This is a genomic window from Propionivibrio soli (assembly GCF_025770765.1).
GTDB classification, from domain to species: Bacteria; Pseudomonadota; Gammaproteobacteria; order Burkholderiales; family Rhodocyclaceae; genus Propionivibrio; species Propionivibrio soli.
Genome location: NZ_JANZKY010000016.1, coordinates 1 through 20,795 on the forward strand (window position 1 = coordinate 1; position 20,795 = coordinate 20,795).

At 61.1% G+C, this 20,795-nt stretch carries 16 protein-coding genes; 5 read left to right on the plus strand and 11 right to left on the minus strand.

The features are described from left to right. The first annotated feature begins 234 nt into the window (after positions 1 to 234). Together NZ453_RS17875 and zwf are read left to right on the plus strand one after the other, a co-directional pair. On the plus strand, positions 235 to 1,380 hold the full coding sequence (locus NZ453_RS17875) for an HD-GYP domain-containing protein (RefSeq protein WP_263772172.1): 1,146 nt from the start codon (positions 235 to 237) through the stop codon (positions 1,378 to 1,380). Between the two features lie 213 nt (positions 1,381 to 1,593). After that, entirely contained in the window at positions 1,594 to 3,066 is a 1,473-nt protein-coding gene (zwf, locus tag NZ453_RS17880; protein WP_263772173.1) for a glucose-6-phosphate dehydrogenase, read from the plus strand. 48 nt (positions 3,067 to 3,114) lie between these two features. Here zwf and pta read toward each other — a convergent pair whose 3' ends face one another. After that, positions 3,115 to 5,190, minus strand: coding sequence for a phosphate acetyltransferase (pta, locus tag NZ453_RS17885; RefSeq protein WP_263772174.1), 2,076 nt, complete (start codon positions 5,188 to 5,190; stop codon positions 3,115 to 3,117). A 368-nt stretch (positions 5,191 to 5,558) separates the two neighbouring features. Next, positions 5,559 to 6,971, minus strand: coding sequence for an MBL fold metallo-hydrolase RNA specificity domain-containing protein (locus NZ453_RS17890; RefSeq protein ID WP_263772175.1), 1,413 nt, complete (start codon positions 6,969 to 6,971; stop codon positions 5,559 to 5,561). Positions 6,972 to 7,255: 284 nt separating this feature from the next. On the opposite strand from NZ453_RS17890, the gene NZ453_RS17895 reads away from it, so the two are divergent. Beyond that, positions 7,256 to 7,552, plus strand: coding sequence for a hypothetical protein (locus tag NZ453_RS17895; RefSeq protein WP_263772176.1), 297 nt, complete (start codon positions 7,256 to 7,258; stop codon positions 7,550 to 7,552). Between the two features lie 72 nt (positions 7,553 to 7,624). On the opposite strand, the gene hydE is transcribed toward NZ453_RS17895, so the two are convergent. Genes hydE through NZ453_RS17925 form a run of 6 tightly spaced genes read right to left on the minus strand, consistent with a single transcriptional unit; the run spans position 7,625 to position 16,690 of the window. Continuing rightward, positions 7,625 to 8,806 carry a [FeFe] hydrogenase H-cluster radical SAM maturase HydE gene (gene hydE / locus NZ453_RS17900; protein WP_263772177.1) on the minus strand — a complete coding sequence of 394 codons (1,182 nt, stop codon included), beginning with the start codon at positions 8,804 to 8,806 and terminating at the stop codon, positions 7,625 to 7,627. Between the two features lies 1 nt (position 8,807). Then, positions 8,808 to 10,043 (minus strand): [FeFe] hydrogenase H-cluster maturation GTPase HydF, encoded by a 1,236-nt coding sequence (gene hydF, locus NZ453_RS17905; protein ID WP_263772178.1) that lies wholly within the window; start codon positions 10,041 to 10,043, stop codon positions 8,808 to 8,810. Between the two features lie 5 nt (positions 10,044 to 10,048). After that, positions 10,049 to 11,440 carry an aspartate ammonia-lyase gene (locus tag NZ453_RS17910; RefSeq protein WP_263772181.1) on the minus strand — a complete coding sequence of 464 codons (1,392 nt, stop codon included), beginning with the start codon at positions 11,438 to 11,440 and terminating at the stop codon, positions 10,049 to 10,051. Positions 11,441 to 11,451: 11 nt separating this feature from the next. Then, entirely contained in the window at positions 11,452 to 12,861 is a 1,410-nt protein-coding gene (gene hydG / locus NZ453_RS17915) for a [FeFe] hydrogenase H-cluster radical SAM maturase HydG (RefSeq protein ID WP_263772183.1), read from the minus strand. Then, complete coding sequence (locus NZ453_RS17920; protein WP_263772185.1) at positions 12,858 to 14,675, minus strand: 2Fe-2S iron-sulfur cluster binding domain-containing protein; 1,818 nt, start codon at positions 14,673 to 14,675, stop codon at positions 12,858 to 12,860. The genes hydG and NZ453_RS17920 overlap by 4 nt, the downstream gene beginning before the upstream one ends. Next, positions 14,672 to 16,690 carry an FAD-dependent oxidoreductase gene (locus NZ453_RS17925; RefSeq protein WP_263772186.1) on the minus strand — a complete coding sequence of 673 codons (2,019 nt, stop codon included), beginning with the start codon at positions 16,688 to 16,690 and terminating at the stop codon, positions 14,672 to 14,674. Before NZ453_RS17925 ends, NZ453_RS17920 begins: the two co-directional genes overlap by 4 nt. A gap of 349 nt (positions 16,691 to 17,039) precedes the next feature. On the opposite strand from NZ453_RS17925, the gene NZ453_RS17930 reads away from it, so the two are divergent. Beyond that, entirely contained in the window at positions 17,040 to 17,744 is a 705-nt protein-coding gene (locus NZ453_RS17930; protein ID WP_263772188.1) for a VIT1/CCC1 transporter family protein, read from the plus strand. Positions 17,745 to 17,811: 67 nt separating this feature from the next. Here the strand turns inward: NZ453_RS17930 and NZ453_RS17935 are convergent, their stop codons facing one another. Then, entirely contained in the window at positions 17,812 to 17,934 is a 123-nt protein-coding gene (locus NZ453_RS17935) for a hypothetical protein (RefSeq protein ID WP_263772190.1), read from the minus strand. Between NZ453_RS17935 and NZ453_RS17940 the strand changes: the two genes are divergently transcribed. After that, positions 17,933 to 19,345: a 3'-5' exonuclease family protein gene (locus NZ453_RS17940; protein ID WP_263772191.1), complete on the plus strand. Its 1,413-nt coding sequence runs from the start codon at positions 17,933 to 17,935 to the stop codon at positions 19,343 to 19,345. The genes NZ453_RS17935 and NZ453_RS17940 overlap by 2 nt on opposite strands. Here NZ453_RS17940 and NZ453_RS17945 read toward each other — a convergent pair. Then, positions 19,337 to 19,993 carry an ankyrin repeat domain-containing protein gene (locus NZ453_RS17945; protein ID WP_263772193.1) on the minus strand — a complete coding sequence of 219 codons (657 nt, stop codon included), beginning with the start codon at positions 19,991 to 19,993 and terminating at the stop codon, positions 19,337 to 19,339. The two genes, NZ453_RS17940 and NZ453_RS17945, sit on opposite strands and share 9 nt — an antisense overlap. Before the next feature lie 21 nt (positions 19,994 to 20,014). Next, positions 20,015 to 20,782, minus strand: a complete 768-nt coding sequence (locus NZ453_RS17950) for a TatD family hydrolase (protein WP_263772194.1) — start codon at positions 20,780 to 20,782, stop codon at positions 20,015 to 20,017. Between the last annotated feature and the right edge of the window lie 13 nt (positions 20,783 to 20,795).

A 20,795-nucleotide genomic window follows, 5' to 3' on the forward strand; every position in this document is an offset into this window, starting at 1 on the left:
CAAACCAAACTGCTCGGGCATCTGCGAAGCCTGCAAAAACAGCCTGAACGGATTCGGTCGTACTTCAAACACGAAAAAATTCGCTATGCCGCCTGAGCTGTTTGGTAATTTGTTGCCGGGTTAATAGCAATCATCACCCAGCCCTGTTACACTTCCCTCGGCACGCATGCGTAACTGTGGATAACAGATCAAATAAAGCATAAGCAACATTTCGATTTCATCGGGGGAAGTCGAATGAATAAGGCGCTAAAGCTGCACAAGGGGCACATTCGTGTGGGGAAGCCGTTGCCTTGGGACGTTTACGACAGCGCGGATCAGTTGCTTCTCAGTCGGGGTTTCGTGATCGACAAAGAGAGTCAACTCGAAGCCTTGCTCGATCGCGGCATGTACGTCGACGCGGCCGATCTGGAAGCGGCAGTGGAAAAGCCCCACCCTGTCGCCAACGACCCATTCTGGATATGGGACGATCTGACCGCGAAGCTCGGCTACCACCTCGCCCACCCATATAGCGATAACGGTTTTGCGCGCCGGACCGGAGAACTCGCGCACGCGGTTCAGGCGCTGGTACAGAAGAGCTCGGATGCCACCATTGCGATCATCATGACGACGATGGACCACCGGCGTTATCCGATCGTACATGGGTTGCAGGTTGCTGCACTCTGCGAACTCGTCGCCGCGCGCCTTGGCTGGGAGAAGGAACGCCGGCGTGACCTGGTTTGTGCTGCACTGACCATGAACATCGGCATGCTCGAACTGCAACAGCAACTCACGAATCATCGCGGACCACTGACGCCGGAACAGCATCATGAGGTTCGTGAGCACCCCTTGCGCGGCACTCAAATTCTTCGCGATGCAGGTGTCGAATCGGGAAGCTGGCTGACGACTGTCGAAAACCACCACGAGACGGCCAAAGGTACGGGATACCCGCGCGGAATCAGGGAACTCAATGAAGAAGCGTTGCTGCTGAGAACGCTCGACGTTTATTGCGCGAAGATCAGCCCACGCATGCACCGCAAGCCGATGACCGGTACGCAGGCTGAGCGCATGATCTTCACGGATGCAGAGATGGCCTGCGACAATCCGTTCATTCCCACGCTCATCAAGGAGATCGGCGTTTATCCCCCTGGTACTTTCGTCAGGCTACTCAACGGCGAGATCGCGATCGTCCATAAACGATCAGGCAGCATAAAGACCCCTCAGGTGTTGAGCCTGATCAACGCCAAAGGGGAGCCGCTTATCGAACCGATTCGCCGCGACACCTCGCGCGACGGATATACCGTGAGCAATGACGTGCCGCGCGAAGTCATCCTGATCAGCATCAACCCGGCGAGATTCTGGCAGGAACGTTCCGGTATCGCGGAAATGCGTCACTGGGGGTGACTTCAACGACCTTATGGTCGATTGGCCCCGCTGTGTCACTCGGCTCACCACGTTGATCGCCGCGTAAGCAGTGACTACGGAGACGAGGTGCGCCACAGGGTGCGTTTGTTCATACCCTCTTTGAACGTTAGCTATTAGCTAGTCAAACGCGCTTGGCTGATTCTTCGACTCGCGACGAAAGATGAACCGATTCGGCGCTTTTCGGTCATTACGATGGACGCAATCGAACAAAAGGACTTCATCGAAATGAAACCGGCCAGGGAAGAACCACAGCATTCGGACGCCCTTGTGCTTTTTGGCGTTACCGGCGACCTCGTCTACAAAAAGCTGTTCCCCGCCATCTATGCGATGGCCAAGCGCGGCGCGCTCAACGTCCCCGTCGTCGGCGTCGCCTCGTCAAAATGGTCGCTGCAGCAGTTGCACGAACGGGCGGCCAACAGCATCCGGGACGCCGGAGGCATCGACAACCCGCAAGCCCTTGACCATCTGCTTTCAAGGCTTAAGTACGTCAGCGGCAACTACAACGACCCCAAGACATTTGCGGCGCTTCGCGAAGCGCTCGGCGACGCTCGGCGCCCCGCGCATTATCTCGCCATCCCACCCGCCATGTTCGAGACGATGATCCAAGGCCTTGGCACCTCGGGTCTTGCCGACAATGCACGCGTCATCGTTGAAAAGCCGTTCGGTCGTGACCTGTGTTCGGCCCGAGAACTCAATCGGATCGCGCATATGGTTTTCCCTGAGGATGCCATCTTTCGCATCGATCACTTCCTCGGCAAGGAGGCGATCATGAACATCCTCTATTTCCGGTTCGCCAATTCTTTCCTCGAGCCGATCTGGAATCGGGATCATGTGAGCAGCGTCCAGGTCACTCTCTCGGAGAACTTCGGTGTCGGAAGCCGTGGAGCCTTCTACGAGACGGCCGGGTGCCTGCGCGACGTTATTCAGAACCATCTTTTTCAGATCGTCGCTTTGCTCGCCATGGAGCCGCCGCCTTATCGGGGCTTCGGCGCGGTACACAAACAGACTGCCGATGTTTTTCGGGCCATGCGCCCGCTCTCACCTTCCGATCTCGTGCGCGGCCAATACACCGGCTATCGCGGGGAGCCGGGGATCAAGGCGGACTCAGACGTGGAAACATTCTGTGCGTTGCGCCTCTTTATCGACTCCTGGCGTTGGCAAGGCGTTCCCTGGTATCTGCGTTCCGGCAAATGCCTGCCGGAAACGGCCTGTGAAGTCACGGTGCAGATGAAGCCGCCGCCCCAGCGCCTGTTTGCCGATTCGGCGCCCGAGGATGGCACCGCTAATTACCTGCGCTTCCGGCTATCGCCGAATTCCGCGATAGCGTTGGCCGCTCGTGTAAAGCGTTTCGGCAAGGATTTCATCGGCGATCAGCGTGAGCTGCTGCTTGTCGATGAGCGGCCGGCGGAAGAAACACCTTACGAGCGGCTGATTGGAGATGCAATGGCAGGTAACGGTGCCCTATTCATCCGGCAGGATGCTGTTGAAGCCGCGTGGGAAGTCGTCGACCCGGTGCTGGAAAACCACGCGCCGATCTATCCGTATGCGCCCGGCACCTGGGGTCCCTGTCAAGCCGACTCGCTGATCGCTGTCGACGGTCGTTGGCACAACCCCGTGGTACACCTGGAGACAGGAAAGCCGGGCACAACGACCCGGCCGCTTTGAAAACGAGGCGGAATGGAACGATGCTCTCGCTCCTTCCCGCCCTTGCCGCTATTTTCCTGCTGCCGCGGCCCGCGCGATTTCCTGCGCCTGAATCGCCGTCAACGCGATCGTGAACACGATGTCGTCGACTAGAGCGCCGCGGGAAAGATCGTTGACCGGCTTACGTAGCCCCTGCAGCATCGGCCCGACGGAGAGCACGTTGGCGCTGCGCTGAACGGCCTTGTAAGTGGTGTTGCCGGTATTCAGATCGGGGAAGATGAAAACCGTGGCCTGCCCGGCCACCGGACTGTTCGGCGCCTTCTGCCGGCCAACGTCCGCCACCGAGGCCGCGTCGTACTGCATCGGCCCGTCGAGGACCAGATCCGGGAAGTCCCGGCGCGCGATCTCTGTTGCTTCACGCACTTTCTCGACGTCCTGCCCGGCACCGGAACTGCCCGTGCTATAGCTGATCATCGCCACCTTCGGGGTAATGCCAAACGCCGCCGCGCTATCCGATGTCTGCTTGGCGATCTGCGCCAGTTCTTCAGCGGTCGGGTTCGGATTGATCGCGCAGTCGGCATAGGCCAGCACCTGGTCCGGCATCAGCATGAAGAACACCGACGAGACGATGGACGAGCCCGGCGCCGTTTTGATCAATTGCAGGGCCGGGCGCACCGTATTTGCCGTCGTATGTACGGCCCCCGAAACGAGGCCGTCCACTTCGCCAATCGCCAACATCATGGTCCCGAGGACAACCGTATCCTCGAGCTGAGCGGCCGCCATCTGGGGCGTCAGCCCTTTTGACTTGCGCAGTTCGACCATCGGCGCGATGTACCGCTCGCGGACACTGTCCGGATCGAGTATTTCGAGATTCTTCGACGGCAGCGTAATTCCCTGCGAGGCCGCCACGGTTTCGATCGTTTCGCGCTTCCCAAGCAAAACGCAGTGTGCGATGCCTTTCTCCGCGCAGATCGTCGCGGCGCGAACCGTACGCGGCTCGTCGCCTTCCGGCAGCACGATGCGCTTCTGTTCGGCACGGGCCTTTTGGATAAGCTGATAGCGGAAAGCCGGCGGCGAAAGCTTGATGCTTTCCGGAATCCGGAAAGAAGCCGTCATGGTCTGCGTATCCAGGTGTTCGGCCACCGTATCCAGCGCGGCGTTCATACGTCCCAGATCATCGCGTGGCACAGCATCCGGGATGTGGCTCACCAGCCGCGCCGTGGCATAGCTGTCGCCGCCCGTGCGCAGAATCGGCAAGCCGGTGTTGAGCGCCGGGCCGGCGAGATCCATCACCTGCGGCGAGATGGAGCTGTTATGCGTCAGGAGCAATCCGGCCAACGGAATCCCGCGGCTCGCTGCCAAGGCGACGGTCATCATGATGTCGTCGCGGTCGCCGGTCGCTATCACCAGCGTCCCGGGGCGCAGGCGCGGAATGAAGTTAGCGGCCGAACGCGCGGTGATGATCGTATCCGTCACCCGACGTGTGGCTATCTCGCCTTCGACGATGGTTTCCGCATTAATGTGGCGCGCGACATCAAGGGTACGCGGCGCGCGCAGAAGCGCATTCTCATGCACGACGCCCCAGATGGCAGTATTGCCGAGTTGGCGCTTCGCCGCCTCGACGTCGAAGTCCTCCGGGGCCTTGTTGAAGATCGCGCCGGCGACCTTGCACCCGCTGTTCGCCGCTTGCCGGGCGCCGAGGCGAAGGTCGGCAATGGCCGTGGGAACGGAGGCATCGGCGACGACTATAACCTCGGCATTCAGGCTGCGCGCGATGTCGAGGTTGAGTTGCGACGTAAAGGAGTGTGACGAATCGGAATGCAGCCCCTCAACCACAAGCACGGTGGCGTCGGCGCCCGCCTTCATGCATAGCGCCATCACCTGTTCCAGGAGTTCGCTCCCCTGGTTGGCCGCAATCCGCTCCGATGCCTCCTCGAGCGAAATGGCGTCCGGAACCGGAACCTGGAAGATTTCCCGGGCAAAGAACGTGGAACTGTCGTCCGTCTCCTGAGCGACCGGCTTTGCGAAGCCGACGGCGACCCCGAGACGCTGCAATGCACGCACGATCCCCAGGGACACCGAAGTCAGCCCGACTCCCTGGCGGGCTGGCGTCACCAGGAATGTTTGCGTAAACCGCTGATTCATCTGCTACTCCTTCACGTGAACGGAACCCCGGTGGGCCGGGGATTAGTATTTGTAGTCGTCGTGGGGACTCCATCGGATTGGGCGAAAGCTTGCTCGGGCACCGTCGTCGTCAACCGCATTCGAGGCGGTTCCGGGCCATCCATGCGCCCTGCATGGACAAGGCGCGATTATACTCCGCCCCTCCTACGCAGCCGCATCGCGCGGACAATCTGCGGGGTAGAACGATGGGCCGGCGGCCATCAAACGCCCCCTGCCACCTTCCCATGAACGGTCCGCCGTGTCGCCGTACGAGCCTTGAAGACAGGACGTAGAAACGCAAGAAAGAAGGCGGGCCTTAACGAAAAGACCCGCTGAGCAGCGAGATCGCCCTACAAGGTGAAGCGCTCGCCGGCTTGAGGAAGCCGCACGTTGCCCCACCCGAGCTGAGCGTGGATCGCTTCAGCGAACGCCGCCGACGCCAGACCTTCACCATGCACGACAAACGTGTTGCGCGGCGCCTTATGGAAGCCGCGCAGCCAATCGAGCAACGTGGGTTGATCCGCATGCGCCGACAATCCGCCGACCGTGTAAATCCGCGCACGCACGGAAACCGGCTCTCCAAAGATGCGCACCATTCGCGCGCCGTCCACCAACCGGCGCCCGAGCGTCCCTGCGGCCTGGAAACCGGCGATCAGGATGCTGCATTCGCTACGCGGCAAGTTCTCCCGCAAGTGATACTTGATGCGGCCGGCTTCACACATCCCGCTGGCCGAAATGATCACCGCTCCTGACCGGACATTGTTAAGGGCTCGCGAGTGCTCCACGTCGGAGACGAAGTCGATCTTCACCTTGCCCGGGTTGGCCTCAAGCCAGCGCAGCAGATCCCCGGTCTCTGCGTCGAGCAATTCCGGATGCGACAACGTGATGCGAGTTGCCGTGTTCGCCATTGGCGAATCGACGTAAATGTGTAGAGGACGAAGCCGCTCGCGCCTGACCAGATCGGCTAACACGTAGATGATCTCTTGCGTGCGTCCAACGGCGAACGACGGGATGACAAGGTTTCCGTGCGTCGCCTGCGTTCGGTTGAAGGCGGCGACGATTTCGTCCTCCGTTTCGTGCATCGAACGGTGCTGGCGATTGCCGTATGTGGACTCGATGACGAGAACGTCGGCGTCGGCGATCACCTTTTCGGGGTCCTTGAGCACGGGACGACCGTACATGCCAAGATCGCCCGAAAAAACCAGCTTGCGCGGTTTGCCTTCGTCACTCACCGTGATCTCGATCCACGCCGACCCGAGAATGTGTCCGGCCTCATGAAAACAAACCTTGACCTTTTCCGCCGGTTGAATCGTCTCTCCGCAGCGGACCGCCTTGAGTAGCTTCAAGGCCGCCATGGCCTCTACCACCGTATAAAGCGGCGCATTGACGGCGCGCTCGTCCTTTCCCCGGCGATGCTTATTACGCAATTGCCACTCGGTTTCCTTTTCCTGGATGTGCGCGCTGTCCGGAAGCAACACGGCAAGCAGGTCAACCGTCGCCGGCGTGGCGTAGATCGGTCCCCGGTAGCCGAGCACGGCCAAACGGGGAATCAGGCCGGTATGGTCGATGTGCGCGTGGGTCAGCAACACGAAATCGAGCTGGCGCACATCGAAACCGAAATTTAGCGCGCGCAGGTTCTTCACTCGCGCCTCAGGCCCACCTTGGAACATCCCGCAATCGACCAGGAAGCGTACTCCGCCCGTCTCCACAAGCGTGCACGATCCCGTCACCTCACCCGCTGCCCCCATGAATCCCAGCCGCATTCTTCTCTCTCCCCGGTTTTAGTCGCGGCGTAGCATGAACCGCTTCGCCGTCGAAAGCAAACGTCGCTGAGCAGGCTCACCGCCTGCTCTCGACATACAAAGGTTTGTAACATCTTCTGCTCTTGCGATCCCTCATTCAACGCTTTACCCAAACGGTCGCCTTTTCTTACATGAGGCGTACCGCAGTGTTCGAAGTCACCCTTATTTCGTGAAAACGTTCACGGGAATTGCCCCGTGGCACGTTTTGCGCTTGTTATCCAGCGTCGCATCTTGAGGACGAAACCATGCCTGCCACTATCAGGATTTTCAGTGTCGGCGAAAAGAGTTTCAGCCACGTCATGAACCGGTTCGATGGCTCGGTCGAACTCCATGACGAAAACGACGCCGTTCTACTGGTTTACGACGCCGGCGCCAAGGTTGCCAACGACGCGGGTCGGATGGGCTCGTTTCACGTCGAGTTCCTCGACGATGGGCCGCGTTGGGTTTTCTACGAAACGGGGGTCGAGACACCGACCATCTTCGGCCCCGATCTCATGACGGCTGAGGTGGAGTTGTCGAAACGCTACCTCGCACGCGCGTAATCCCCGGTAGATTTTGCCGGATCGGCGGCAACCGCCGCCACTCGCACAAATTTCGGTCTCCGTAGCAAAGAGCTATGGACGCGGGCGGTCACCCCACTGATTCCTAAGCATTGACCGACCCACCGACTGGATGCGCCGTTCGAGGCAATCGGCGCATTGCCCCGCGTCGTCATCGAGGCACGGCTTTCCATCGTAGAGCGTATAGGCGCGGCGCACATGCGGTGGCGTAACCTGCGGCATGATGACGTTGGCGCCAAAGCGCAACCCTTGTTCCCGTCCGTCAGGAGCGAGAGTTTGCAGAGCGGTGGTAGCGGCGATGTTGATATCCGGCATCGCCAGCCGGGCCGCGGCAATCATCTTGAGCGCCAACGACAATCGGGCTGCAGTGTCGGGAATGGTCGCCGCCCCGCGAAGGGGCGCTTGCGCATGCGGGATGTAAGGCCCCATGCCGATCATGTCGATGCCGAAGTCACGAAAGAACATCACATCGTCGGCGAGATCATCGATCGACTGGCCCGGCACGCCGATCATGACGCCGGTGCCGACCCTGTACCCGATCGATTTCAGCGTATGGAGACAAGCGAGGCGGGCAGCGTGGCTCTGCGATACGGGATGCAGCGTACGAAACAACGTCGGCGATGAAGTCTCGATGCGCAACAGGTAGCGATGAGCACCAGCCGCGAACCATTGCTCGTACGTGGCTGCGTCCTGCTCACCCACGCACAGCGTTATCCCGACGCCCTCGGGGAGTACAGGGGAACGGGTAGCGGCCTTGATGGCGCGTACGGCATCGGTGACGAAACGGGCGAACTTCGGGTCACGCCGCTCGCCCGACTGCAGGACAACCGATCCATAGCCTTTCGCCGCGCTCCACTCGGCTGTCTCGACAATCTCATCGAGATCCAGCGTGTAGCGCTCAATCGCCCGATTGCCTCGCCGTATGCCGCAGTAATAGCAGTTGGCGGTGCAGCGATTCGAAAACTCGATCAACCCGCGCAATCGAACGGTGTCACCACAATGCTCGAGCAGAACACGCTCCGCGGTACGCCGAACGGTTTCCACTTCGTCCGGTTCCCTTACGCCAAGAATGCGTCGGACAGTCTGCCTGTCCAGGGGCGACTGCGTCAGCCGCTCCGCGAACTCGCACGCTACAGGGCGCTCGTCAGGCCCACTCGATGACATGCCGGTCGCGAGCCCGTCTGCGGTAGCAACCCTTGACCGGATTTTCCACTCGATGCGTACCGCTTGCGTCACGTCAATCTCCTGCCATGCCACGTCGATAGGCGTCCAGCGCGGCCGGGAAACATTCGAGCGCACGTTCGATGACGCCTTGCGATACCGAGATCGCCATGCCGTAATTGGTCATCGGCACCTTCTGGCGCGCCGCCCGATACTGGCGCACGAGCATCTGCTTGCGCGTCACCGAGCAGCCGCCGCACTGGACGATCAATTGGTACGGACTCAGGTCCTCCGGAAAATCATTGCCCGCGCGCACGTCGATCTCAAGGCTGCCACCGGCATATTGCCGCAGCCAGCGCGGAATCTTGACCCGGCCGATATCGTCTGCCAAGGGGTGGTGTGCGCAAGCTTCGGCAATCAGCACGCGGTGGCTGGGCCGCAACCGAGATATCGCGCCGGCGCCGGCCGCAAATCCAAGGAAATCCCCCTTGAAGCGCGCCATCAGGATCGAGAACGTCGTCATCCGAATCGCCGACGGCGTATCGGCGGCGACCTTGAGGACGACTTGCGAGTCACAGACAACGAGTTTCGGCGCCTCCGGCATACGCGCCAAGGTCGTCGCGAGCTCACGCTCCTTGACTACTAGTCCCGCAGCGTCACTATCGAGAATGTCGCGCAGCGTCTGCACCTGGGGCAGGATCAGCCGGCCTTTCGGCGCCCCGAGGTCGATCGGCACGACGAGCACGACAAGATCGCCCGGACCGATCAGGTCGCCGACCAGCCGCGGCTCGTCAACGCAGGTTTCCGGCGCCTGCCGGAACAGGGCTTCCTTGACCCGGTCGATGCCCGTGCCTTGGGTCGCGGAAACCACGACGGTCTCTATATCGCGGCTCTGCAATGTAGCTAGCTGCTCCGCTGACGGCGCACCGAGATCGGCTTTGTTGAAAGCGACGACGAGCGGGGTTTCCGCCTCGCACAGAGCGTCGATCAACTCATGCTCGAAGGAACCGAGGCCTTCCGACCCTACAATGACGACGCCGATGTCGGCGCGTTCCAGCACATCCCGTGTCCGCTGTACGCGCAGAGTGCCGAGGGCACCGACGTCGTCGAAACCGGCCGTATCAATAAAGACTACCGGTCCGATCGGCGACAATTCGAAGGTCTTCTCCACCGGGTCGGTCGTCGTTCCCGGCTCCGGCGACACGATCGAAACAGGTTGCCCGATCAGCGCGTTCATCAACGTCGATTTCCCGCTGTTACGGCGCCCGAAAAGGCCGATATGCAGACGCAAGCCTTTGGGTGTGTCCTGCATCGGTGTCACTCCTTCACATAGCCGAGCGCGGTCATCGCGTCGGCGGAAAGCAGTCGATCCAGCACTGCGGGCGCTAGCAATCCCCGAGCGATAACAACGGCACGGACCGTACTGCCGCTGCGTTGTGCCTCTCCCGCAACATCGGCGGCGAGTTCATAACCGAGCACGGGAACGAGCGCTGTGACCTGCGCATGCGAGTGTTCCAGAAGATCGGCACAGCGTGCCTCATTGGCCGAGAGCCCCTCGATGCAACGCTCGCGGAATACCGTGTCGGTCCGAGTCAAAAGTTCGAGATTGCCGAGCAGCGCATGGGCGATCAACGGCAAAAAGGCGTTGAGTTCAAGCTGACCCGATTGAGCCGCCAGCGTCACCGCCAAGTCCTGGCTCATGACCTGCAACGCGGACTGCCCGACGGCTTCGCAAATGACCGGATTCACCTTTCCCGGCATCACGCTTGAGCCGACCTGCATGGATGGAAGTACGACTTCGGCCAGCCCGGCATGGGGCCCCGAAGCAAGCAAGCGCAAGTCCGACGAAATCTTGAACAGATTCACCGCGTGCGCCTTCAGAATGCCCGAGACCTCGACGAAAACGTCGGCATTTTGCGTCGCATCGACCAGGTTCTCTGCACGCGCCAGTCCCAGCTTCGTCACTTCGCGCAATTTTTCGATGACGCGAAAGATGTAGTCGCGCGGCGCCGTCAGCCCGGTCCCGATCGCCGTGCCACCGAGGTTGATGACACGTAGCCGTTCCTCGCACTTGAAGACCCGCCAGCGGTCACGGCCCATGGCTTCGGACCACGCTGACACTTCGCTACCGAGCGTCATTGGACAGGCATCCTGCAATTGCGTGCGGCCAACCTTCACGATTTTGGCAAAGTCCTGTTCCTTAACTTGAAACGCGCTCTGGAGAGCAGCGATCGCCTTTTCCAGGCGGCGCAGGGCTTCGATCGCCGCGATCCGGAGCGCCGTTGGAAAGACGTCGTTGGTCGACTGATGCAAATTCACGTGATGTAGCGGATGCACACGGCGGTACTCGCCACGCCGGCCGCCGAGAATCTCCTCAGCGCGGTTGGCGAGTACCTCGTTGACGTTCATGTTGAGTGACGTACCGGCCCCGCCCTGCAAGGCATCGACGACCACCGCCTCGCGCAACCCGCCTTCGGCCATCTCAAGACTCGCGTCCGCAATCGCGGCGGCCACTTCGGCGTCGAGATAGCCTAGGTCCGCATTAGTACGGGCGCAGGCGAATTTGACGAGCGCGATGCCGCGCACAAGACCCACCGCGCAATGCATCCCGGAGAGCGGGAAGTTGGCGAGCGCGCGTGCCGTATGGATGCCGTACAGCGCCTCCTCGGGCACCGGGAAGGCGCCGAGCGAATCCGTCTCCGTGCGCATACCGGCTCGCCTCAGCAGTAGATATCGCGCCGGCCGGCGCGAATCTTGGTCAGCATCCGCTCGGCCGCACGCCGGGCACGGTCGCTCATGCCGCCGAGTTCGCGCGCGATCGCCTGCTCGCCCGCACAGCGCGCCGACGTCGGCGCGTAGTCGATCAAGTATTCCTGGAACGTCGTAACGGCGTTCGGATCGCACTTGAGCTTGATCAAGCCCGGTTTGGCGAGATCCATGAAATCCTGCCCGGTGCGGCCAAGCCGGTAGCATGCCGTGCAGAACGACGGAATGAAGCCCATCGTCGCCAGCTCCTCGACAATTTCTTCGAGCGTGCGATGGTCGCCGAGTTGAAACTGGCCTGCAGCTGTTTCGCCTTCGCTGTAGCCCCCCGGATTCGTCCGGCTTCCCGCCGAAATCTGGGAGATGCCCAGTGCATAGCATTCACGGCGAATGGCAGCAGATTCCCTTGTCGACAGGATCAGCCCGGTATAGGGAACGGCCAGCCGCAGGATGGCGATGATCTTGCGGAAATCGGTATCGGAGACGGGCGCCGGCGGTGTCATCGAAAGCGGCGATCCGTCGGCCGGTTCAATCCGCGGCACGCTGATCGTATGGCAACCGACGCCGAACACCGCCTCCAAGTGCCGGATGTGCTGCATGAGGCTGAGCACTTCGAAACGCCAGTCATGCAAACCGAACAGCACGCCCATCCCGACGTCGTCGACACCGGCTTCCATGGCCCGGTCGAAGGCGGTGACACGCCAATCGAAATCACGCTTGCGGCCGCTCGGATGCACCGTCGCATACGTGCCGCGATGGTAAGTCTCCTGGAATAGCTGGTATGTACCGATCCCGGCGGTTTTCAGCTGCCTGAATTCCTCAACATCCAGCGGCGCAAGATTGACGTTCAAACGCCGGATGTTCCCTGTCGCATCGGTAACGTCATATACCGCCGCAATCGCGTCGAGGATGTACCGGAAGCCGCCTTTGGATGCCGGATAACCTTCGCCGGCCACGAGCAATAGCCGCTTGTGCCCTTGCCGGACGAGTTCCGCCGTCTCGCGGCGAATACCGTCCATATCGAGCGCTGTACGGGGCAACGATTTGTTCGAACTGCGAAACGCGCAATACGTGCATTCGTTGCCGCAGACGTTGGAAATGTACAACGGCGCAAAGAGCACCATGCGGTGTCCGTAGATTGTTTCCTTAACCGCACGCGCGGTAGCGAAGAGTTCGTCCAACTGTTCGGGCGTGTTCGCCTGGCAGAGCGTGGCCACGTCGGCCATGTCCAACCCCTTCAATTCCTGCGCCTTTTGCAGCACGGCGCGGAACCGTCCGCCGTCGACGTCAGCATCGCGCCCGGCGTTCCGCAGGACCTCATCAACCTCGTCTGAAGGCAACCAATCCACGACTTCCTGACCGCTCATTTCTCCGTACGCCCTCCGCCTTGCGTCTGCAGTTCATCCCACGCCGCGCCGATGTCAGCACCGCTGGTCGACCGGTAGGGACGCGGCGCATAGTGCGTGTGCAACATGTGGTGCGCCTTCTCCGAATGCGGCTCCTCGAGATAATCGGCGTAAAGACGTTTTACCTGCTGGTTGTTGTGCGACTGGCGCACCTTTGTCTTGCGGTCGATGTTGAAGATTGTTTCGCGCCGCTTCATCGCGTACGGCAGATACGACTTCTTCGAACGCAGCGTCCCACCGCCGTCCACACAACCGCCCGGGCAGGCCATGATCTCGATGAAGTCGAAATCCGCCGTTCCGTCGAGCACCGCTTGCACGAGCTTGCGCGTGCCTTTCAGGCCGTGACACATCGCGACCTTGATTTCGCCGTACTGGCCGCCGAGATCGACGTTCGCCGAGCGTACGTTCTCGAATCCGCGCAACTGCGAGATTTCTACGTGTTCGAGTTCCTTGCCGTTAACCACGTAGTACATCGTGCGCACCGCCGCCTCCATGACGCCTCCTGTGGTGCCGAAGATCGCTCCGGCGCCGGAGTACTCGCTCATGAACGGATCGTCGTACGCGGAAGGCTCTAGCGTCTTCAGGTCGATGCCCTCCCGGCGCAGCAACCGGGCGAATTCGCGCATCGTGAGGACGACGTCGACATCGGGAACACCGTTGGAGCCGAGAACTGGCCGCGCCGCCTCCTCCTTCTTCGCGGTGCACGGCATGATCGAAATCATGCGCATCATTTTCGGGTCGAATCCCCGCTTCTCGGCGAGATAGGTCTTGGCCACCTTGCCCATGACGGCCTGGGGCGACCGTGTGGTCGACAGCAACGGCAGGATCTCGGGATAGTGTTTCTCGGCGAAGTTGATCCAGGCCGGGCAACACGAGGTGAACGTCGGCCGTTTCTTTTCGCGCAAGTGGCCGAGCAGCTCGGTACCCTCTTCCATGATCACGACGTCGGCCGCAAAGTTGGTATCGAGGATTACGTCGGCGCCGAGCTTGCGCAGGGCCGCGATAATCTGCCCTTCGACGTTCGTTCCGGGAGGCAATCCGAACTCCTCGCCGAAACCGACGCGGATCGCCGGGGCCGTCTGAAATACCGTAACGATGTCCGGATCGGCGAGGTAGTCGAGCACCTCCTGGACCTGGTCACGCTCGGCCAGCGCACCGGTTGGGCACACCATCACGCATTGCCCGCAGGTCACGCACGGCGAGGCGTCGACCGACCCGCCCTTGAGGCGTATGCCGGCCGTGTTGCCCCACCCGGTCATTTCTAGAGCATCGACGTTCTGCACGTTGCGGCAGACGGCAACGCAACGCTGGCAACGAATGCATCGGCTGCGGTCGTAGATGATCGGCTGCGTACCGGTATCCGGCGGCAGGTCCTTCCAACCTTGCTGATAGCGGAAACGGACATGTTTCAGCCCGACCGATTGCGCCGCGACGAGCAGCTCGCAGTTGCCGGTACGCGGGCACGTCGAACAGTCCTGACGATGGTCCGCCATCGTCATTTCCATCTGCAATTGGCGCATTTCCTGCACCTTGTGCGTACGCGTCAGGATCTTCCATCCTTCGCCGAGCGGTGTGTCGCAAGCCGTGAGGTACGCCGGCCCCGTTTCGCCATCCCGATGCACTTCAACCAGACAAACGCGGCAGGTGCCGGGCGCATGGTCGATGTCGTTAAGCTCGCACAGCGTCGGGATGTGCACGCCATTTCGCCGCGCCACTTCGAGGATCGTTTCGTTGGCCTCAAAGGAGTATTCGGTACCGTTGATGTGCGCCTTCATTGCCGCCTGCCCTGTAACGTTGAACTGGAATGACCACCGTTACCCTCGGGTATGAGGGCCTTCGCGGTGACGACCGAATACATCCGATAGCAGCGCAGGCACCGGCTCGCCTCTTCATACGCCTCGTCCTTCGACATGGCGGTCTCGACCTCGGCAAAGGTGCCGACGCGGGCCGCAGCATCGAGCTCGTGTACCTTGGCGGGTGGTTTCCGGGGTGGAATCTTCCCAAGGCACTCGTTACCCAGCAGCTTGTTGCGCGCGAGGAATCGCTGCATGTACGAAGCCGGCTTGACGTGCACGTCGCCGTGCAGGAGATAGTCACAAATGCTGGCCGCCGCCCGTTCGCCGTGGTCGAGCGCATTGACGAGCGTCAGCGGCCCCAACACGCAGTCGCCACCGGCGAAAACGCCCCGGCGCGAGGTTTCGAGCGTGTCCGGATTGACGACGATGCAGTTCCAGCGATCGAGTTCGATTCCTTCTTCGGGAGACAAAACGGCCTTGTCCACCTGCTGCCCGATCGCTGCCACAAGCAAATCGCACTTCATGAGGCTCTCGCTTCCAGGAATCGCTTCGACGCTGCGGCGCCCGCGGGCATCGAGCTCGGTCTGGCGCATCTGGACCACTTCCACGCCTACGAGCCTGCCGTTTTCCACCACGAGCGCAGAGGGATTCGTCAGGCAGTGAAAGATGATACCTTCATGCTCGGCAGCAACGATCTCGTCGCGCTCGGCCGGCATGTCCTGGACTGTGCGGCGATAGACAAGGTGAACGGAACGCGCACCCATGCGGCGGGCCGACCGCACACAGTCCATGGCCACGTTGCCGCCACCGACGACGATCACGTCACCTGATACCTTGAAGGGCTCTCCGTACTCGACGTGTTTATGAACGTCGAGCAGGAAATCGATGCCTGAGGCATAACCTTCGGGCTTCGGGTTTTCGTTGCGAATGCCGAGCTGCGTTCCCTGGCTGGCACCGTAGGCGAGAAACACCGAGTCATATCCCTTGTCCAGCAGATCGTCCACCGTGAAATCCCTGCCCAACACCTTGCCGTAATGAAACTCGCCACCCAGCTCGCGAACGACGTCCTCGCTCTCGGCTTTCAGCACATCCTTTGGCAACCGGTAGCTTGGGATGCCGACCGACGCCATGCCGCCCGCCGCTCGGTGGGCATCAAATACGTCGACCTGGAAGCCATCGAGCAGCAGCTTGTAGGCGCACGTGATGCCAGCCGGTCCTGCCCCGACGATTGCGATACGCTGATGGCGGCGCTCGGTGCTTTGAGCAAAGCGAAGCTGTCCGCCATGCAGCGCTTGGTCCGCCGCGTACCGCTTGAGCATACGGATGGCGACTGGACCCTCGGCTTGTGCGCGACGGCAAGCGTGTTCGCAGAAACGCACGCACACGCGGCCGCAGGTCGCGACCATCGAATACCGATCGAGAACAACACCGAGTGCGAAGTCGAACTTACCCGCCTTCACGCCATCGACATAGCGTGGAACATCGACCTTCGATGGACAGGCTTCGATGCACGGAGCCGTCGTATAAACGTAGCTGTGCTGAAAAACCGCCTGTGCCGGGGATAAAGGAGTGAAATCGGCGCGGAAGTGGTGCAAGGCGTCAAGCAGGCTGCGAGCGCAGGTCTGGCCCAGGCCGCACAATGCCGTTTGCGTAACCTGCGCCGCGATCTCCTCAACCTCGTCGAGTACTTCGCCACCGGCTTCGCCATCGGCAAAACCCCGCAGCAGATCCCGTATGCGTTGCGTACCGACTCGGCACGGCGTACATCGGCCGCATGACTCGTCAGCGGCGCGGCTCATATACTGGCAGAAAGCCTCGGCAAGGCTTATATCGGGATCGAGAACCAGGAAACCTCGATCAGCAATGAATGCCTTGGTGGTGTTGTCAGGAGCAAATTCGCCAAGATCTGCCAGAGTTACTGCCGAGCCAGAAGAAGCCGACGCGCGCGTGTCGTGCGCGACGCCGTCCCAGACTCCATAAACCGAAGTATTCACGTCTCCCCCGTTAGCTTGATGCTACTCGCGTCGACAGAACCTATCCAGCCAAGCGTCGTCGAAGCCCTCCTGCTCCGCTCGAAGCCCTCATATTGCAGGAGTCGAGCCAACGCACGAAGAAAGTCTATCGAGGCGGATGCGCTATTGATAGTTAAACTTAGTTTGTTTTAGCTTAAGTTTAGCTTGCGAAAAGGCCTGCGTGTCGCCTGCGTTTCTTCTGTGCTTTTTGGCGGTCGCCCAGCTATCTTTATCTCTAGGACGTGCTTCCGCGAACGCTCTCGGGCAACCCGCTTGCCGGCATGACGAATTCGCGAATTTGTTCCCGATACCCACGAAAGCTTTCCAGATCATGCTAAGACTCAACCGCCGCCACACCGAACGTCACCGTACCGAACGCATCGGCTGGTTACGTGCCTCGGTGCTGGGCGCCAACGATGGCATCGTTTCCACGGCCAGCCTCGTCGTCGGTGTCGCAGCGGCAAATGCGGACCACTCGAGCATCTTGATCACTGGTATCGCGGCACTCGTCGCAGGCGCCATGTCGATGGCCGCGGGCGAGTATGTTTCGGTCCACTCGCAAGCGGATACGGAGGCTGCCGACTTGTCGCGCGAGCGTGCCGAACTGGCCAGGGACCCGCTCGCCGAACGCCAGGAACTGTCGGCCATCTACGTCGGCCGCGGCCTTGACCCGACGCTTGCGCAGCAAGTCGCCGAGCAACTGATGGAACGCGATGCGTTGGGTGCCCACGCGCGGGACGAGTTGGGCATTTCCGAAAATACCCAAGCGCGCCCGGTGCAGGCCGCTCTTTCATCGGCGGCGAGTTTCGCCGTCGGCGCCTTGCTGCCCTTGATCGTCGCCGCGCTGACACCCAGCCGAGGGCTGATCTTGGCGGTATCCGGTACATCGCTGGCCTTCCTCGCCATTCTTGGCGCGCTCGCTGCCCGAGCGGGCGGTGCCAGCGCTCGAATAGGTGCGGGAAGAGTCACGTTCTGGGGAGCGCTCGCCATGATCGTCACGGCGGGGACCGGAGCGCTGGTGGGGCCGGTCATTTAACCCCTTTCAGCCCCTTTCAACCCCTTTTCCGTCCTTGGTGCGTCGGGAACCGCTTCCGTACGGACAGTCAAATCTGCGACAATCGGGCGATACGCCGCCATGCGGCACGAACGACGTAGACCGGCATGGCCGGATCGCCTTTTTCGCCACCGACTCGTTGCGGTGTGCATGACCCCACGACTGCATGCATGAACCCCGCCCTTTTCCGTGAACCGCTTGTTTTCGTCGACTTGGAGACAACGGGAGCCAACTTCGCCAACGACCGCATCATTGAGATCGGGTGCGTTGTCGTCGACGAAGACGGCGCGCGCGAGTGGAGTGCGTTGATCAATCCCGAGACCCCGATCTCGCCGTTCATCACCGGCCTTACCGGAATCGACGATGCCATGGTCGCCGATGCCCCAACGTTCGCGCAACTGGCACCGACGATCATGGAAAAGCTGCGGGGACGATTGTTCATCGCACATAACGCACGCTTCGACTACACCTTCCTCAAACGCGAGTTCAAACGTCTGGACATCGACTTCCGCGCCCCGAACCTGTGCACCGTGAAGCTCTCGCGCAAACTGTTTCCCGAACACCACCGCCATAGCTTGGACACGCTGCTCGCGCGCTACAACCTCGTCGTCGACGACCGACACCGGGCGCTGGCCGATGCACGTGCCCTTTGGGATCTCTGGCAGTTGTGGCATGAATTGCTGCCGTGCGAAGACGTACGGCAAGTCATCGACATCATCGTCGGCCGACCGGATCTGCCGGCGCAGATCGATCCGACGATTGTCGACGACCTACCCGAGGCCCCCGGCGCCTATGCGATGTATGCGCAGGACGGAACGTTGCTGCTCGCCAAGCGCGGGATGAACCTGCGTCAAAATGTCCTCGCGCACTACGCCTCGGCCAATCGAGATTCGGCGCTGGTGCGGGACACGTGCCACATCGAATGGCGAGAAGCGGCAGGAGAACTCGGCGCTCGCTTGCGGGAGCTGGAGCTTGCCGCTCCCGCCCGCAAGCCTGGAGAAGATCTGTGTTCCTGGCAATTGGTCCGACACGGAGAAGGGGATTTCCGGCCACAACTGGTTTATGCCCGCGACGTCGATTTCACGATCACCGAGGACCTGTTCGGCCTCTACATGAACCGTCGGGAAGCGACCAACGCTCTACGAAAGCTCGCCGAAGCACACAAGCTTTGCCAGAACCAACTGGGGCTGACGGGCAAATTGGGGGAACCCTGCGCCGCGTTCAAGCAGAAAAGCTGCCGCGGCGTATGCGCCGGCAGAGAACCGATTTCGTTGCATAGCGCGCGGGTCATGGCTGCCCTCGCTAAGTTCCGTATCGCGCCTTGGCCGTACCCGGGGCCGATCGCCCTTGTGGAGCGCGACGAATACGGCATGCGCGAGGAGTATCACGTGTTCGATCGTTGGTGCTATCTGGGCACTGCCCACAGCGAAGCCACGCTCGCCGAACTGCTGGAGAACCGCCACGATACCGCCGGTGGGTTCGACCCGGAAATCTATCGCCTTGTCGGCAAAACACTCAAAACAGGAAAGGTCCGGGTCAAGGAACTGGCCGTTCGCCGGCCGGAAGCCGATTTTTCACTTTGACAGGTCGATCACCATCGATTTGCCTGAACGCCCGCCCGCCGCACGCAGCACCGACTCGATTTCGGTGTTTCGGCTCTTCAACGCCCAGTCGACGGCCGTTTCGCCGTTTTCATTGGTAATCGTCGGATCGGCTTCGTTCTTGAGCAGCAGGTCGACAACCTTCGCATGGCCGTACCGCGCGGCGAAAAACAGCGCCGTGGAGCCATTCTCGGTCTTGGCGTTCACGTCGGCGCCGTGCTTGATCAAGTATTCAGCGACATCGACATGGCCATTGAACGCCGCATACGAGAGCGGCGGCCATCCGAAAAAATTCACGTCGGCGCCGGCATCGACAAGCCGCTTAACGTAGTTCAGCTTGCCCGTATAAGCCGCGATACTGAGGGCGGTTTCGCCGTTCCGATTGCGGATGTTGAGCCGGGCCCGATGCTGCATGAGGTAGTCGAACAGATCCGGAATGTCCTGCCGGATGGCTTGCGTCAGCAGGGTGTTGCCCACGCGGTCAACGGTATTCACGTCAACACCCCGGTTGATGAGGTTGATCACCGCGCTTGCATCACGGCGAATCAGGGCTTCCTCCATGTCTTCGTAAGCACCGGCAGACGCCAACGCGGGTAACAGAAGAGCGAACAGAAATGCAAATGCCTTCATCAACCTGACCTCTCAAGAATCTCAAGCTATGTGTGGGAAAAGGCGAAAGAAGTTCGCCGTCGTCGCCGCAGCGATATCCGCAACCGGTACTTCGCGCAGCCGTGCGATCTCCTCCGCCACGTACTTGACGTAGGCGGGCTGGTTGGTTTTTCCGCGATAGGGAACGGGGGCGAGATACGGCGCGTCTGTCTCGACCAGCAACCGATTGAGCGGAACCCGGCGAGCCACGTCCTTGACGGCGTGCGCGTTCTTGAACGTCACGATGCCGGACAACGAGATGTGGAAGCCGAGCGCCAACGCCGCCTCGGCTGTCTCCCAGTTCTCCGTAAAGCAGTGCATGATGCCGCCCACCCGTTCGGCGCCCTCTTCCTTCAGCAGTCGCAGCGTGTCAGCGGTTGCATCGCGGTTGTGGATGACGAGCGGCTTGCCGGTCTCGATGGCGGCCCGGATATGCACCCGGAAGCGTTCGCGCTGCCACTCGGGCGCATCCTTATGCCAGTAGTAATCCAGCCCCGTTTCGCCGATTGCGATGACCTTCGGATGCTGTGCGAGTCGCACGAGTTCGTCGACCGTCGCCTCACGTACGCCTGTGTTTTCCGGGTGAACGCCAACGGACGCAAAAACGTTGGAGTGAGCCTCGGCGATAGCGATAATGCGCGGCAAATCCTCCAGCGCCACGCCAATGCATACGGCGTGGCCAACGCCGTTTTGCTGCATCAGGTCTAGCAGTGGCGGGAGGTTTTCGGCGAGGTCAGGAAAATCGAGATGGCAGTGGGAGTCGACAAGCATCAGTCTTCGCTTA

Excerpts from the sequence above, each read along its gene's own strand:
- NZ453_RS17875 (WP_263772172.1), top strand. The coding sequence starts at position 235 with ATGAATAAGGCGCTAAAGCTGCACAAGGGGCACATTCGTGTGGGGAAG.
- zwf (WP_263772173.1), top strand. The coding sequence starts at position 1,594 with ATGGACGCAATCGAACAAAAGGACTTCATCGAAATGAAACCGGCCAGG.
- pta (WP_263772174.1), bottom strand. The coding sequence starts at position 5,190 with ATGAATCAGCGGTTTACGCAAACATTCCTGGTGACGCCAGCCCGCCAG.
- NZ453_RS17890 (WP_263772175.1), bottom strand. The coding sequence starts at position 6,971 with ATGCGGCTGGGATTCATGGGGGCAGCGGGTGAGGTGACGGGATCGTGC.
- NZ453_RS17895 (WP_263772176.1), top strand. The coding sequence starts at position 7,256 with ATGCCTGCCACTATCAGGATTTTCAGTGTCGGCGAAAAGAGTTTCAGC.
- hydF (WP_263772178.1), bottom strand. The coding sequence starts at position 10,043 with ATGCAGGACACACCCAAAGGCTTGCGTCTGCATATCGGCCTTTTCGGG.
- NZ453_RS17910 (WP_263772181.1), bottom strand. The coding sequence starts at position 11,440 with ATGCGCACGGAGACGGATTCGCTCGGCGCCTTCCCGGTGCCCGAGGAG.
- hydG (WP_263772183.1), bottom strand. The coding sequence starts at position 12,861 with ATGAGCGGTCAGGAAGTCGTGGATTGGTTGCCTTCAGACGAGGTTGAT.
- NZ453_RS17920 (WP_263772185.1), bottom strand. The coding sequence starts at position 14,675 with ATGAAGGCGCACATCAACGGTACCGAATACTCCTTTGAGGCCAACGAA.
- NZ453_RS17930 (WP_263772188.1), top strand. The coding sequence starts at position 17,040 with ATGCTAAGACTCAACCGCCGCCACACCGAACGTCACCGTACCGAACGC.
- NZ453_RS17940 (WP_263772191.1), top strand. The coding sequence starts at position 17,933 with ATGAACCCCGCCCTTTTCCGTGAACCGCTTGTTTTCGTCGACTTGGAG.
- NZ453_RS17935 (WP_263772190.1), bottom strand. The coding sequence starts at position 17,934 with ATGCATGCAGTCGTGGGGTCATGCACACCGCAACGAGTCGGTGGCGAA.
- NZ453_RS17945 (WP_263772193.1), bottom strand. The coding sequence starts at position 19,993 with ATGAAGGCATTTGCATTTCTGTTCGCTCTTCTGTTACCCGCGTTGGCG.
- NZ453_RS17950 (WP_263772194.1), bottom strand. The coding sequence starts at position 20,782 with ATGCTTGTCGACTCCCACTGCCATCTCGATTTTCCTGACCTCGCCGAA.